Raw genomic sequence first — 13,002 nt, forward strand, 5'->3', positions numbered from 1 at the left:
CGAGCAGCGTGTCCCCTTCGTCTAGTGGCCTAGGACACCGCCCTTTCACGGCGGTAACAGGGGTTCGAGTCCCCTAGGGGACGCCATATTGCGGGAATAGCTCAGTTGGTAGAGCACGACCTTGCCAAGGTCGGGGTCGCGAGTTCGAGTCTCGTTTCCCGCTCCAGTTTCTCCGGCACTGCTGCGGCAGGGCAGGAAAAGAAAATCCAGGCTGAATCGTGAGGTTCATGTTCTGGTGCGCTGAAAAGCGTCGGCTTAGTCCCCTTCGTCTAGTGGCCTAGGACACCGCCCTTTCACGGCGGTAACAGGGGTTCGAGTCCCCTAGGGGACGCCATATTTGCGGGAATAGCTCAGTTGGTAGAGCACGACCTTGCCAAGGTCGGGGTCGCGAGTTCGAGTCTCGTTTCCCGCTCCAGTTTCAACGCATCGTTTCCGACGGTGCAGGTGGTGAAGGTCGTCAAGGCGCTTCACGCCACATGCGGTAAAGCTTCACCCTGCGGGAATAGCTCAGTTGGTAGAGCACGACCTTGCCAAGGTCGGGGTCGCGAGTTCGAGTCTCGTTTCCCGCTCCAAATTGAAAACGCCACTTCGTTTGAAGTGGCGTTTTTTTTTGCTCGCGAGATTGGTTTTTTGGGGCGAGCTGGCTCTGCACACCTATCAATTTTACTAGTTGGCTAATGTCGTCTGGGGGCGTACAACGGCATGGAGCTACTCGTTACGCCCGATGTTCGTACTCATACCATCAGTTATTACTCTGTCGGGGGAGAATGTTGGGCGCGCCTGATCCCACTCCATTCTGTCTTGAACAAGGAAGGAGCAATGACCGTGACGATCGAAACGACGGATTTGGAAGTCCAGCTGGAGATATGTAAACGGGCGGTCGATGCGTGGAGGCGTTATGAAGAAAGTAAAGGGAAGCAGCCCCCTTCGCAGGTAGAACGACTTCGACTGGAAGCAGAGTTCTTATGTTCTTCGGCGCATCATTTTTTCGGGGGTGTGGCTAGGATTCCCCCTGACTTGCTAGATCGTGATTTGGCGGAGTGAATTCACTTGTCCCGCTCAGGTGATTGGGGTTCCCGGCCCAGATGGGGCCGGGATGCATCTACATCAGTGAATATCACCCTGAGCAGGCTTGGCTAGCAGTTGCTTTTCTTGGTGCCAATCGAACGCTTCACCGTTCTGCTCGGCCTCGTAGCGTCGCTCTTCCAGCGTTTGGTAAAGCTCCAGCTCTTCATCCGGCATGAAATGCAGGCAATCGCCACCAAAGAACCACAGCAGGTCACGCGGCACCAGGTGGGCGATCTGTGGGTAGCGCTGGATCACCTGGCAGATCAGGTCCTGGCCCAGGTACTGGCTTTGCAGCGGGTCCTGGGGCAGCAGGGTGAGCAGTTCGTCGAAGCGCTCGAGGAACAGGGCGTGGCTTTCCTCCGGGACCTGTTCGGCTTCACCCAGCGCGGCCAGGATGGTGCGCAGGTGGTGGAGCAGTTGCAGGTGGTATTCCAGGTGGGGGTTGGCCATGGCGGCGGTCCTCGGGGTGGTTGAAACGGGGGGCGGAGTATACGCCGGTTTTGCATAGGCTGGCAGCGTAGCTGCCTGTGCTGGCGCTATCGCGGGGCAAGCCCGCTCCCACGAACATATGTTCACGGCTTGTTCGTGGGAGCGGGCTTGCCCTGCGATGTTGTCGATGAATGTTCAGCGCACTTTGCCTGCTTCGGGCAACAGCACTTCCTTGTCGAACGCATCCACATCGATCACCACCCGCCGTGCCTGCTCGGCCTGATGCAGGCGTTGGCCTTCCTCCGCTTGCAAGGCGCCCGCTTCGATGGCGGCGTCGATCACCGATTGCCCTGGTGTCGCCTGCACCTTACCTTCCTTGATGGCCTGATGCAGCGCCTTGTGCAGCGGGGCGGCATCGTCCAGCAGGTCGCAGGCGGTCTGCAGCGCGGCCACCGGGTCGCCGTCGGCCTGAGGCCTGAAGCAGCCCGCCAGCAACTCTTCCAGCGCCGGGTCGCCTTTGCGGCGGCCGATCAGCGCCGCCACCTCGGCATCCAGCTCATCGCTGGGCCCGGTATGTCGGCGGCCGAACGGGAACACCAGCACGCGCAGGGCGCAGCCCAGGAAGCGGTTGGGGAAGTTGTCGAGCAACGCATCGAGCGCTTTCTCGGCCTGCCCCAGGCTTTCCTCCAGGGCCCAGCGCAGCAGGGGGCGCAGATGCTCGGGCGAGCCGAGGTCGTGGTAGCGCTTGAGCGCGGCGCTGGACAGGTACAGGTAGCTGAGCACATCACCCAGCCGGGCGCTCAGGCGTTCGCGACGCTTGAGCGCGCCGCCCAGCAGCATCATCGACAGGTCGGCCAGCAGGGCGAACGCCGCCGCCTGGCGGTTGAGGGCGCGGAAGTAGCCCTGGCTCAAGGCATCGCCCGGGACCTTCTCGAAATGCCCCAGGCCCAGGCCCAGCACCAGGGTGCTGGCGGCGTTGCCGGCGGCGAACAGGATGTGCTGCAGCAGCAGGTCGTCGAACTCGTTCAGCGCCTGGTCGTGGTCCTCGCGCCCGGCCAGGGCCATTTCCCTGAGCACGAACGGGTGGCAGCGGATTGCGCCCTGGCCGAAGATCATCAGGTTGCGCGACAGGATGTTGGCCCCCTCGACGGTGATGAAGATCGGCGCGCCTTGCCAGTTGCGGCCCAGGTAGTTGTTCGGGCCCATGATGATGCCCTTGCCGCCGTGCACGTCCATGGCGTGCTGGATGCACTCGCGGCCGCGCTCGGTGAGGTGGTACTTGAGGATCGCCGACAGCACCGAGGGTTTTTCCCCCAGGTCGACAGCCTTGGCGGTGAGCAGGCGGGCGCTGTCCATCAGCCAGGCGTTGCCGCCGATGCGTGCCAGGGATTCCTGGATGCCTTCGAAGGCGGCCAGCGGTACGTTGAACTGTTCGCGCACGCGGGCGTATTGGCCGGTGACCAGGCTGGTGTACTTGGCCGCGCCCGTGCCGACCGCCGGCAGGGAGATCGAGCGGCCCACTGACAGGCAGTTCATCAGCATCATCCAGCCCTTGCCGAGCATGGCCTGGCCGCCGATCAGGCAGTCCAGCGGCACGAATACGTCCTTGCCGCTGTTGGGGCCGTTCATGAACGCGGCGCCCAGCGGCAGGTGGCGCTGGCCGATCTCCACGCCGGGGAGGTCGGTGGGGATCAGTGCCAGGCTGATGCCCAGCTCGGTCTGCTCGCCCAACAGGTGGTCGGGGTCGTAGGCCTTGAAGGCCAGGCCCAGCAGGGTGGCGACCGGGCCGAGGGTGATGTAGCGCTTTTCCCAGTTCAGGCGCAGGCCGATGACTTCTTCACCCTGCCACTGGCCTTTGCAGATGACGCCGGTGTCGGGCATGGCCCCGGCGTCGGAGCCGGCCAGGGGGCCGGTGAGGGCGAAGCAGGGGATGTCGTCGCCACGGGCCAGGCGCGGCAGGTAGTGGCTGCGCTGTTCGTCGGTGCCGTAGTGCAGCAGCAGTTCGGCCGGGCCCAGGGAGTTGGGCACCATCACCGTGGAGGCCAGGTCGCCGCTGCGGGTGGCCAGCTTCATCGCCACCTGGGAGTGGGCGTAGGCCGAGAAGCCCTTGCCGCCGTATTCCTTGGGGATGATCAGGGCGAAGAAGCCGTGCTGCTTGATGAAGTCCCAGGCTTGCGGCGGCAGGTCGAGGTCCTGGCCGATCTGCCAGTCGCTGACCATGGCGCACAGCTGCTCGGTGGGGCCGTCGATGAAGGCCTGTTCTTCCTCGCTGAGCTTGGGCGCGGGGTAGTCGAGCAGGGTGTTCCAGTCGGGGCGGCCGCTGAACAGGTGGCCGTCCCACCACACGGTGCCGGCGTCGATGGCTTCGCGCTCGGTCTGCGACATCGGCGGCAGGGTGCGCTGGAACCAGCTGAACATCGGCGCGGTGAACAGTTTGCGGCGCATTTCTGGCAGGACGAAGAAGGCGACCTTGAGGGCGATCACCACCCAGATCAGCGTCAGCAGCCAGCCCGGCGCCGTGCTGAACAGGCCCATGAGCAGGGTGTAGGCGGCGATTGCCGCGAGGATCTGCAACGGCGCCAGGCGTCGATGCAGGAGATACGCGGCGCCTAGCACCAGGACCAGCAACCACAACAGCAGCATGATTCTTCCTCCTTGGAAGCGGGGCGGGGGGCGATCCACAGAGCTTAGACGTGTTGGGGTGGATGGCCTGCTTAGAAGACTGACCGGGTTGGGTGGCGGGAGTTCGGTGGCGGTTGGGGGATTGTGGGGCTGCGTTGCAGCCCTTTCGCGGCACAAGGCCGCTCCTACAGACGGCCGCGATCCCATGTAGGAGCGGCCTTGTGCCGCGAAAGGGCCGCAAAGCGGCCCCGGGGATCATTTACTTCTGTTCAACCCCACCTCCATGTCATCGATCAGCGCCTTGGCCATGGCGCTGAGGATCCGCGCCGAGCTGCCGGCCAGCAGGTCGCCTTCCATCTCCGCTTCGCAGGTCAGGTGGCGGATGCAGCCGAGCAGCACCGACAACTCGCTGAAGGCGTCTTCGAAGGTAACGCCCGGCTCGACCTTGAACAGGTCCAGGCAGGTGATGCGGCCTGCGGTATGCCCGCGGCTCATGGCTGCACCTGGGGCTTGTGCTCGAGCAGGGCGCAGGCGAGCTGACCGAGGTAGTCGCTGACGGTGAACAGGCGGTCCTGGGCTTCGCCGGGCTCGGTCTTGAAGTAGATGTCGAGGACGTCGGAGATGGCGGTGGCCACTTCGACGGCGGCGGCCATGGCGTCGTCGCGGGGGAGGGTGGGGCGGATGGTGATGAAGTGGGAGAGACGGGGTGGGTCTGGGACGATTTTTTTCATGGTCGAGCTTCCTTGTGGTTACGAGTAACCACCACCCGCATCCTTTCTCACGAGATCAAGGTGGCAGCCATGTACGAGGTGAGAAATCCGGGCCACAAGGTAAACCCGGCCAGACCGAGGTCTGCCCGTACACGGCCACCATGACGGAGGCGCGTTACCGTTGTGGAAATCGGGTTTCTCACACCCGGTCACCCAATTGGGCGACCCGATGAAGTTATCCCCGGGGTATTTCCCCGACAACGTGGCGGCTTCCGGCAAGCGCGTAGGATAGTTCCCAAGCTTTGCTGGCTGAAGCATTTGGTTTCAGGTTCGGAAAGATCTGACAGTCTCTGAGGTCGCTGGGGCTGCTGCGCAGCCCTTTCGCGGCACAAGGCCGCTCCTACAGGATATGCGCCAGTTCTGCCGTGGTGCGGTCCCTGTAGGAGCGGCCTTGTGCCGCGAAAGGGCCGCAAAGCGGCCCCCCGGTTTCACTGGCACCGCCCACCGCTTGGGGTAGACTGACCCCCCTCCCGCATTCATTAAGGACGTTGCCATGCTGAAGATCTGGGGCCGCAAGAATTCGAGCAATGTGCGCAAGGCGTTGTGGATCGCCCACGAGCTGGGCCTGGACTTCGAGTCCATCGATGCCGGCGGCGCCTTCGGCGTGGTCAACGAACCGCATTACCGGGCACTCAATCCCAACGGCCTGGTGCCCATGCTCGAAGACGCCGACCTGGTGCTGTGGGAGTCCAACACCATCGTGCGCTACCTGTGCGCCGAATACGGCGCAGAACAAGGCTGGTACCTCGACGACCCGCGCCAGCGCGCCCTGGCCGACAAGTGGATGGACTGGACCACCTCGTCCTTCGCCGGCCCCTTCCGTCCGCTGTTCTGGGGCCTGCTGCGCACCCCCGAGGAGCAGCGCGACTGGGTGGCGATCAACGCCGCGCACAAGCAGTGCGCGCAACTGCTGGCCATCGCCGACGAGACCCTGGCCAGGCAGCCGTACCTCTCCGGCGAGCAGATCGGCATGGGCGACATCCCCCTGGGCAGCTTCATCTACGCCTGGTTCGAAATGCCCATCGAACGCCCGGCCATGCACCACCTCGAAGCCTGGTACGCGCGCCTCAAGCAGCGCCCGGCCTACCAGGCGGCGGTGATGACCGCCCTGACGTGACGCCACTTCGATAGTCATTATCAATAGATGTGACTGTACTTGTGCGGCCAGCCCTTGCACCATGGCCGCACTCACTGCGCCAGTGACTTTGCCTGGCGTGTCCCGAACCCTTTTCTCGGTACCCGACCCGCTATGAGTTCCGCCCTGTCCATCCGACAGCTGACCAAGACCTACGGCAACGGTTTCCAGGCCCTCAAGGGCATCGACCTGGACGTTTCCGAAGGCGACTTCTTCGCCTTGCTCGGCCCCAACGGCGCCGGCAAGTCCACCACCATCGGCATTCTCTCGACCCTGGTGAACAAGACCAGCGGCACGGTCAACGTGTTCGGCCACGACCTGGACCGCGAGCCGGCGGCGCTCAAGCGCTGCCTGGGCGTGGTGCCCCAGGAGTTCAACTTCAACCAGTTCGAGAAGACCTTCGACATCGTCGTCACCCAGGCCGGCTACTACGGCATCCCGCCCAAGGTGGCCAAGGAACGCGCCGAGCAGTACCTGACGCAACTCGGGCTATGGGACAAGCGCGACGTGCCGTCGCGTTCGCTGTCCGGCGGCATGAAGCGCCGGCTGATGATCGCCCGGGCGCTGATCCACGAGCCGCGCCTGTTGATCCTCGACGAGCCGACCGCCGGGGTGGACATCGAGCTGCGTCGTTCGATGTGGAGCTTCCTCACCGAGCTCAACCAGAAGGGCATCACCATCATCCTCACCACCCACTATCTCGAAGAGGCCGAGCAGCTGTGCCGCAACATCGGCATCATCGACCACGGCACCATCGTCGAGAACACCAGCATGCGCCAGCTGCTGGGCAAGCTGCATGTCGAGACCTTCGTCCTCGACCTCAAGCACGACCTGCCCGCCGCGCCTGAGCTGCAGGGCTACCCGTGCCGGCTGATCACCCCGCACACCCTGGAGGTGCAGGTGGACAAGGACATCGGCATCACCGCGCTGTTCGGCCAGCTGGCGCTGAAGAACATCGAGGTGCAGAGCCTGCGCAACAAGACCAACCGACTCGAGGAGCTGTTCGTGTCCCTGGTGGAAAAGAACCTGTCGAAGGTGGCGATATGAGTGTGGAGCTGCGCACCAACTGGGTCGCCCTGAACACCATCGTCTACCGCGAAGTGCGGCGCTTCTTGCGCATCTGGCCGCAGACCCTGCTGCCGCCGGCGATCACCATGGTCCTGTACTTCGTGATCTTCGGTAACCTGATCGGCCGGCAGATCGGCGACATGGGCGGCTTCACCTACATGGAGTACATCGTGCCAGGGCTGATCATGATGTCGGTGATCACCAACTCCTACGGCAACGTGGTGTCGAGCTTCTTTGGCAGCAAGTTCCAGCGCTCCATCGAGGAACTGATGGTCTCGCCGGTGTCGCCGCACACCATCCTCGTCGGTTATGTGCTGGGTGGCGTGCTGCGCGGCTTGGCGGTGGGGGTGATCGTGACTTTCCTGTCGCTGTTCTTCACCGATTTGCAGGTGCATCACCTGGGGGTGACGGTCATCGTGGTGCTGCTGACGGCGACGATCTTTTCGCTGCTGGGCTTTGTCAACGCAGTATTCGCCCGCAACTTCGACGACATCTCGATCATTCCGACCTTCGTGCTGACGCCGCTGACCTACCTGGGCGGGGTGTTCTACTCGATCAACCTGCTGCCGCCGTTCTGGCAGACCGTGTCGTTGGCCAACCCCGTGCTGCACATGGTCAACTCGTTCCGCTACGGCATCCTAGGGGTGTCGGACATCAGCATCGGCACGGCGATCAGCTTCATGCTGGTGGCCACCGCGGTGCTCTACCTGCTGTGCGTGCGCCTGCTGGTCAGCGGCCGCGGCATGCGTGCCTGAGCTGCGGGTGAGGGCACAGCGGCACTGGCGCCGGCGCCACTGCCGGCCCACCCACCAGCGCCAGTAGCCCATGGTGGTGAAGTAGGCGAGCACGCCGAGCACCACCCCGCACACCACCGAGCCGAGCAGGAACGGTTGCCAGATCGTCGCCAGCTGGTCGGTGACCCAGTCGACGGTGATTTCCTCGGGCAGGGTGCGCGGCGGCACCTGCATCAGCCAGGCGCCGGTCATGTAGGTGACGAAGAACACCGGCGGCATGGTCAGCGGGTTGGTCAGCCACACCAGGCTCACCGCGATCGGCAGGTTGCCGCGCACCGGGATCGCCAGCGCGGCGGCCAGCAGCATCTGCATGGGGATGGGGATCAACGCCGCGAACAGGCCGACGCCCATGGCCCGCGCCACCGAATGGCGATTCAGGTGCCACAGGTTGGGGTCGTGCAGCAGCTTGCCGAAAAAGCGTAACGACTTGTGTTCGCGGATGCTGGTCGGGTCCGGCATGTAGCGTTTGAACAGACGGCGCGGCATGTGGGCTCCCGGCGGGGTTGAAGGGCGTCAGTATGCCTTCATTCAAGCGCAACCTCGTTCAGAGTTTGTGACAATTGATTAGCAGGTTTTTCCCGCCAATCGGCTAAGCCTCAGGGGGCGTTTTCGCTTCTGGAGCTCTATCTCATGCGCACAGGGATGCTGGCGCTGGTCCTCGGGCTGTTGAGCCTGCGCTTCTTGCCTGCCTTGCCACCGGTCGGATGGCTGATTCCACTGCTGTTGCTGGCCCTGGCCTGCCTGCGTACCCGGGCCTGGCCGCTGGGCGGGTTCCTGCTGGGTGTTTGCTGGGCCTGCTGGTCGGCGCAGCAGGCCCTGGACGACCGCCTGCCGGCCGCGCTGGACGGCCGTACGCTGTGGCTGGAGGGGCGGGTGGTGGGCCTGCCGACTCGCACCGAGCGCGGCGTGCGTTTCGAGTTGGAGCAGCCGCAGTCGCGCCGGGCCCGGTTGCCGCAGCGGGTGCAATTGAGCTGGTTCGACGGGCCGCCGCTGCGGGCGGGGGAGCACTGGCGGCTGGCGGTCAACCTGCGTCGGCCGCTGGGCCTGCTCAACCCGCATGGCCCGGATCAGGAGGCCACGCTGTTGGCACGGCGGGTCGGCGCCACCGGCACGGTCAAGGCCGGTACACGCCAGGGGGAGGAGGCCAGCAGTTGGCGCGACGGCCTGCGCCAGCGCTTGCTGGCCACCGATGCCCATGGCCGGGAGGCGGCGTTGACCGCCCTGGTGCTCGGGGATGGGGCAGGCCTGGCGCGGGAGGATTGGCAGGTGCTGCAGGCCACCGGCACGGTGCACCTGCTGGTGATTTCCGGACAGCACATCGGCTTGCTGGCCGGATTGGTCTATGGGCTGGTGGCAGGGTTGGCGCGTCTGGGGGCCTGGCCCCGGCGGTTGCCGTGGCTGCCCTGGGCCTGTGGCCTGGCGATGACGGCGGCGCTGGGCTACGGCTGGCTGGCGGGGTTCGGCGTGCCGGTGCAGCGGGCGTGCCTGATGCTGGCGGTGGTGCTGCTCTGGCGCTTGCGTTTTCGTCACCTGGGCGCCTGGGTGCCGTTGCTGATGGCGCTGTCGGGCGTGCTGCTGGTCGAGCCGCTGTCCAGCCTGTTGCCGGGGTTCTGGCTGTCGTTCACTGCCGTGGCGGTATTGGTGTTGTGCTTTGCCGCGCGGCTGGGCGCCTGGCGGCCCTGGCAGGCCTGGACCCGCGCCCAGTGGGTGATCGCCGTGGGGCTGCTGCCGGTGCTGCTGGCCTTGGGGCTGCCCGTCAGCCTCAGCGCGCCGCTGGCCAATCTGCTCGCCGTGCCATGGCTCAGCCTGGGCGTGCTGCCGTTGGCGTTGCTGGGCACGGCCATGTTGCCGGTGCCTGGGCTGGGGGAGGGAATGCTGTGGCTGGCGGGCCTGTCGTTGGATGGATTGTTTGCCGTGCTGACGCGATTGGCGGGCCAGCAGCCGGCCTGGATACCCGAGCCGCTGCCGTTGTGGGCCTGGCTGCTGGTGTGCCTGGACGCCGTGCTGGTGCTGCTGCCCCGGGGCGTGCCATTGCGGGCACCGGGGGCGGTTATGTTGCTGGCGCTGTGGGCGCCACGCGAACAGGTGCCCTTGGGCCAGGTGCAGGTCTGGCAGCTGGATGTGGGGCAGGGTCTGGCGGTGCTGCTGCGTACCCGCAATCACGCGCTGCTGTATGACGCAGGCCCGGCCCGGGGTGGCAGTGACCTGGGCGAGACGGTGGTGCTGCCGGCCTTGCGCAAGCTCGGGGTGAAGGCGCTGGATGTGATGCTGATCAGCCATGGCCATGCCGACCATGCCGGTGGGGCGGCGGCGGTGCGGCGTGGGGTACCGGTGGCGCGGGTGCTGGCCGGCGAGGTCGACGGGCTGGAGGCGGCGTCGCTGTGCAGCAGTGGTGAGCGTTGGCAGTGGGATGGCGTCGATTTCGAGCTTTGGCATTGGCCGCAGGGGGCTTCCAGCAACGAGCGTTCCTGTGTGTTGCGGGTGCAGGCCATGGGCGAGCGCCTGCTGCTGGCCGGGGACATGGAGGCCGGGGCGGAGCGCGCCTGGCTGGCCACGGTCGAGGATCCTCGGGTGGACTGGCTGCAGGCGCCGCACCATGGCAGCCGCACGTCGTCCAGCGAGCCGTTCGTCCAGGCCACGGCGCCGCGCGGGGTGCTGATTTCCCGAGGGCGACACAATGGCTTCGGGCATCCCCATGGGCAGGTGGTCGAGCGCTATCGGCGGCATGGGGTGGTGGTGCATGACACGGCGGTGGAGGGGGCGTTGCGATTGATGCTGGGGAGTCAGGGTGAGGTGGAGGGTGTGCGCAGGGAGCGGCGGTTCTGGCGTGATTAGGAGGGTTTTTTGGGGGGCATGTCGTGAGTTTTTCTTTGGTGCGTAAATCGAGCGCCGCCCGCGCGGTGCTCGGTATCCGCCACCCCACAGCTTCCAAGCCAAGCCCGGCGATTTCCCTGACCTCCGGCAGATGAGCCCCAGGCGGTCCTATGGTAGAGTGGCGGCCTTTTTCCGAGGGGATGCTAACTGTGTGGGAATTGGTCAAGTCCGGTGGCTGGATGATGCTGCCGATCATCCTGAGCTCCATCGCCGCCATGGCGATCGTCGTCGAGCGCCTGTGGACCCTGCGCGCCAGCCGTGTCACCCCGCCGCACCTGCTGGGCCAGGTGTGGATGTGGATCAAGGACAAACAACTCACCAGTGACAAGCTCAAGGCCCTGCGCGCCGACTCGCCGCTGGGCGAGATCCTCGCCGCGGGCCTGGCCAACTCGCGCCACGGCCGCGAGATCATGAAGGAGTGCATCGAGGAGGCCGCCTCGCGGGTCATCCACGAGCTGGAACGTTACATCAGCACCCTCGGCACCATCGCCGCCATGGCCCCGCTGCTGGGCCTGCTGGGCACCGTGCTGGGCATGATCGACATCTTCAGCGCCTTCATGGGCTCGCAGATGACCGCCAACGCCGCCGTTCTGGCCGGGGGTATCTCCAAGGCCCTGGTTACCACCGCGGCCGGCCTGATGGTCGGTATCCCGGCGGTGTTCTTCCACCGCTTCCTGCTGCGCCGCATCGATGAGCTGGTGGTGGGCATGGAGCAGGAAGCGATCAAGCTGGTGGAAGTGCTGCAGGGCGACCGCGAAGTGGAAGTGGCCGGAGGCAAGGCGTGAAGTTCCGGCGCAATCGCCAGCGCGAGAACGTCGACATCAACCTGGCGTCGTTGATCGACGTGGTCTTCGTGCTGCTGCTGTTCTTCGTGGTCACCACCACCTTCACCCGCGAGACCCAGTTGCGCGTCGAGCTGCCCGAGGCCAGTAGCGCCGAGCAGCCGCCGGCCGAGCAGGGCAAGCTGGTGGAGATCACCATCAGCGCCGACGGCGTGTACTCGGTGAACAACCACTTGCTGCCCAAGAGCGACCTGGACACCCTGACCGAGGCGATCGAGAAGGAGTCCGGCGGTGACATCACCCTGCCGCTGGCCATCAGCGCCGACGGCAAGACCCCGCACCAGGCTGTGATCACCGCAATGGACGCGGCCGGCAAGCTCGGCTTCAGCAAGTTGCGCATGACCACCGTCGAGGCCGCGCAGGGCAAGCCCTGATGGCCTTCGCCGACCGTCTGCTCGCCGCCTGGTACGCCGGGCATCCGGCGCTGGCCCTGCTGCGTCCGCTGGAGGCGCTGTACCGGCGCGTGGTGACGCGCAAGCGCGCGCGCTTCCTCAGTGGCGAAAGCCCCAGCTACCGTGCCCCGGTACCGGTGATCGTGGTGGGCAACATCACCGTCGGCGGTACCGGCAAGACGCCGATGATCCTCTGGTTGATCGAGCACTGCCGCCGGCAGGGGCTCAAGGTCGGCGTGGTCAGTCGTGGCTATGGCGCCAAGCCGCCGCACTATCCCTGGCGCGTCCAGGCTGACCAGCCTGCGGAGCAGGCCGGCGACGAGCCCTTGCTGATCGTCCAGCGCACCGGCGTGCCGCTGGTGATCGACCCCGACCGTTCCCGCGCCGTGCAGGCCTTGCTGGCCAGCGACGCGCCAGACCTGATCCTGTGCGACGACGGCATGCAGCATTACCGCCTGGCCCGCGACCTGGAGCTGGTGCTGATCGACGCCGCCCGGGGCCTGGGCAATCGCCGCTGCCTGCCGGCCGGCCCGTTGCGTGAACCGGCCGAGCGGCTGGGCGAGGCGGACGCGGTGCTGTTCAACGGCGCCGAGAGCGACCGCGACGACGGCTTCGCCTTCCGCCTGCAACCCTCGGCGCTGATCAACCTGCGCAGCGGCGAGCGCCGCGAGCTCGACCTGTTCCCGCCTGGCCAGGCGCTGCACGCCGTGGCCGGCATCGGTAATCCGCAACGTTTCTTCAACACCCTGCTGGGGCTACACTGGCAGCCGGTGCCGCACCCTTTCGCCGACCATGCGCCCTACAGCCGTGAAGTGCTGTCGTTCAGCCCGCCGCTGCCGTTGGTGATGACCGAGAAGGATGCGGTGAAATGCCGGCCCTTCGCCGCCGACGACTGGTGGTACCTGGCGGTCGACGCCGTGCCGACGCCCGCCTTCAGCGCCTGGTTCGACGCCCAGCTCGACCGCCTGCTGCCCGGCCGCCCCTGAGCCTTTTTTCATTTTCCGTCGC

General features: G+C 65.8%; 13 protein-coding genes and 5 tRNA genes. 13 read left to right on the forward strand and 5 right to left on the reverse strand.

Annotated features, from left to right (window positions below; genetic code table 11):
* Window positions 1-10: 10 nt before the first annotated feature.
* The 6 genes from PRtIB026_RS10750 to PRtIB026_RS10775 all read left to right on the forward strand — a co-directional run bounded on the left by PRtIB026_RS10750 (window position 11) and on the right by PRtIB026_RS10775 (window position 1,044).
* Window positions 11-86, forward strand: a tRNA-Glu gene (locus PRtIB026_RS10750).
* Between the two features lie 4 nt (window positions 87-90).
* Window positions 91-166, forward strand: a tRNA-Gly gene (locus tag PRtIB026_RS10755).
* A gap of 92 nt (window positions 167-258) precedes the next feature.
* Window positions 259-334 (forward strand) — tRNA-Glu (locus PRtIB026_RS10760).
* Between the two features lie 5 nt (window positions 335-339).
* A tRNA-Gly gene (locus PRtIB026_RS10765) sits at window positions 340-415 on the forward strand.
* Window positions 416-496: 81 nt separating this feature from the next.
* Window positions 497-572: transfer RNA gene (locus PRtIB026_RS10770), tRNA-Gly, on the forward strand.
* 247 nt (window positions 573-819) lie between these two features.
* On the forward strand, window positions 820-1,044 hold the full coding sequence (locus PRtIB026_RS10775) for a hypothetical protein (RefSeq protein ID WP_203647565.1): 225 nt from the start codon (window positions 820-822) through the stop codon (window positions 1,042-1,044).
* Between the two features lie 63 nt (window positions 1,045-1,107).
* Here PRtIB026_RS10775 and PRtIB026_RS10780 read toward each other — a convergent pair whose 3' ends face one another.
* The 4 genes from PRtIB026_RS10780 to PRtIB026_RS10795 all read right to left on the reverse strand — a co-directional run bounded on the left by PRtIB026_RS10780 (window position 1,108) and on the right by PRtIB026_RS10795 (window position 4,850).
* Complete coding sequence (locus tag PRtIB026_RS10780; RefSeq protein WP_198742759.1) at window positions 1,108-1,518, reverse strand: PA2817 family protein; 411 nt, start codon at window positions 1,516-1,518, stop codon at window positions 1,108-1,110.
* Between the two features lie 174 nt (window positions 1,519-1,692).
* On the reverse strand, window positions 1,693-4,140 hold the full coding sequence (locus PRtIB026_RS10785; RefSeq protein ID WP_203647564.1) for an acyl-CoA dehydrogenase: 2,448 nt from the start codon (window positions 4,138-4,140) through the stop codon (window positions 1,693-1,695).
* Window positions 4,141-4,374: 234 nt separating this feature from the next.
* Complete coding sequence (locus PRtIB026_RS10790) at window positions 4,375-4,614, reverse strand: DUF3077 domain-containing protein (RefSeq protein WP_203647563.1); 240 nt, start codon at window positions 4,612-4,614, stop codon at window positions 4,375-4,377.
* Window positions 4,611-4,850, reverse strand: a complete 240-nt coding sequence (locus PRtIB026_RS10795; protein WP_203647562.1) for a hypothetical protein — start codon at window positions 4,848-4,850, stop codon at window positions 4,611-4,613. The genes PRtIB026_RS10790 and PRtIB026_RS10795 overlap by 4 nt, the downstream gene beginning before the upstream one ends.
* Before the next feature lie 532 nt (window positions 4,851-5,382).
* Between PRtIB026_RS10795 and PRtIB026_RS10800 the strand changes: the two genes are divergently transcribed.
* From PRtIB026_RS10800 to PRtIB026_RS10810, 3 genes are all read left to right on the forward strand, one after another.
* Window positions 5,383-6,006 (forward strand): glutathione S-transferase, encoded by a 624-nt coding sequence (locus PRtIB026_RS10800; RefSeq protein ID WP_203647561.1) that lies wholly within the window; start codon window positions 5,383-5,385, stop codon window positions 6,004-6,006.
* A gap of 132 nt (window positions 6,007-6,138) precedes the next feature.
* Complete coding sequence (locus tag PRtIB026_RS10805; protein WP_203647560.1) at window positions 6,139-7,071, forward strand: ABC transporter ATP-binding protein; 933 nt, start codon at window positions 6,139-6,141, stop codon at window positions 7,069-7,071.
* Entirely contained in the window at window positions 7,068-7,847 is a 780-nt protein-coding gene (locus tag PRtIB026_RS10810; RefSeq protein WP_203647559.1) for an ABC transporter permease, read from the forward strand. Before PRtIB026_RS10805 ends, PRtIB026_RS10810 begins: the two co-directional genes overlap by 4 nt.
* Here the strand turns inward: PRtIB026_RS10810 and PRtIB026_RS10815 are convergent.
* On the reverse strand, window positions 7,731-8,372 hold the full coding sequence (locus tag PRtIB026_RS10815) for a DUF2062 domain-containing protein (protein ID WP_203647558.1): 642 nt from the start codon (window positions 8,370-8,372) through the stop codon (window positions 7,731-7,733). The genes PRtIB026_RS10810 and PRtIB026_RS10815 overlap by 117 nt on opposite strands.
* Window positions 8,373-8,516: 144 nt before the next feature.
* Here PRtIB026_RS10815 and PRtIB026_RS10820 point away from each other — a divergent pair, with 144 nt between their 5' ends.
* From PRtIB026_RS10820 to lpxK, 4 genes are all read left to right on the forward strand, one after another.
* Window positions 8,517-10,721 carry a DNA internalization-related competence protein ComEC/Rec2 gene (locus PRtIB026_RS10820; protein WP_203647557.1) on the forward strand — a complete coding sequence of 735 codons (2,205 nt, stop codon included), beginning with the start codon at window positions 8,517-8,519 and terminating at the stop codon, window positions 10,719-10,721.
* Between the two features lie 188 nt (window positions 10,722-10,909).
* Entirely contained in the window at window positions 10,910-11,545 is a 636-nt protein-coding gene (locus PRtIB026_RS10825) for a MotA/TolQ/ExbB proton channel family protein (RefSeq protein ID WP_028690976.1), read from the forward strand.
* Window positions 11,542-11,976, forward strand: a complete 435-nt coding sequence (locus PRtIB026_RS10830; RefSeq protein ID WP_203647556.1) for an ExbD/TolR family protein — start codon at window positions 11,542-11,544, stop codon at window positions 11,974-11,976. The genes PRtIB026_RS10825 and PRtIB026_RS10830 overlap by 4 nt, the downstream gene beginning before the upstream one ends.
* Entirely contained in the window at window positions 11,976-12,980 is a 1,005-nt protein-coding gene (gene lpxK, locus PRtIB026_RS10835) for a tetraacyldisaccharide 4'-kinase (RefSeq protein ID WP_203647555.1), read from the forward strand. Before PRtIB026_RS10830 ends, lpxK begins: the two co-directional genes overlap by 1 nt.
* Window positions 12,981-13,002 lie beyond the last annotated feature (22 nt).

The organism is Pseudomonas sp. RtIB026 (genome assembly GCF_016861355.2).
Classification (GTDB): domain Bacteria; phylum Pseudomonadota; class Gammaproteobacteria; order Pseudomonadales; family Pseudomonadaceae; genus Aquipseudomonas; species Aquipseudomonas peradeniyensis.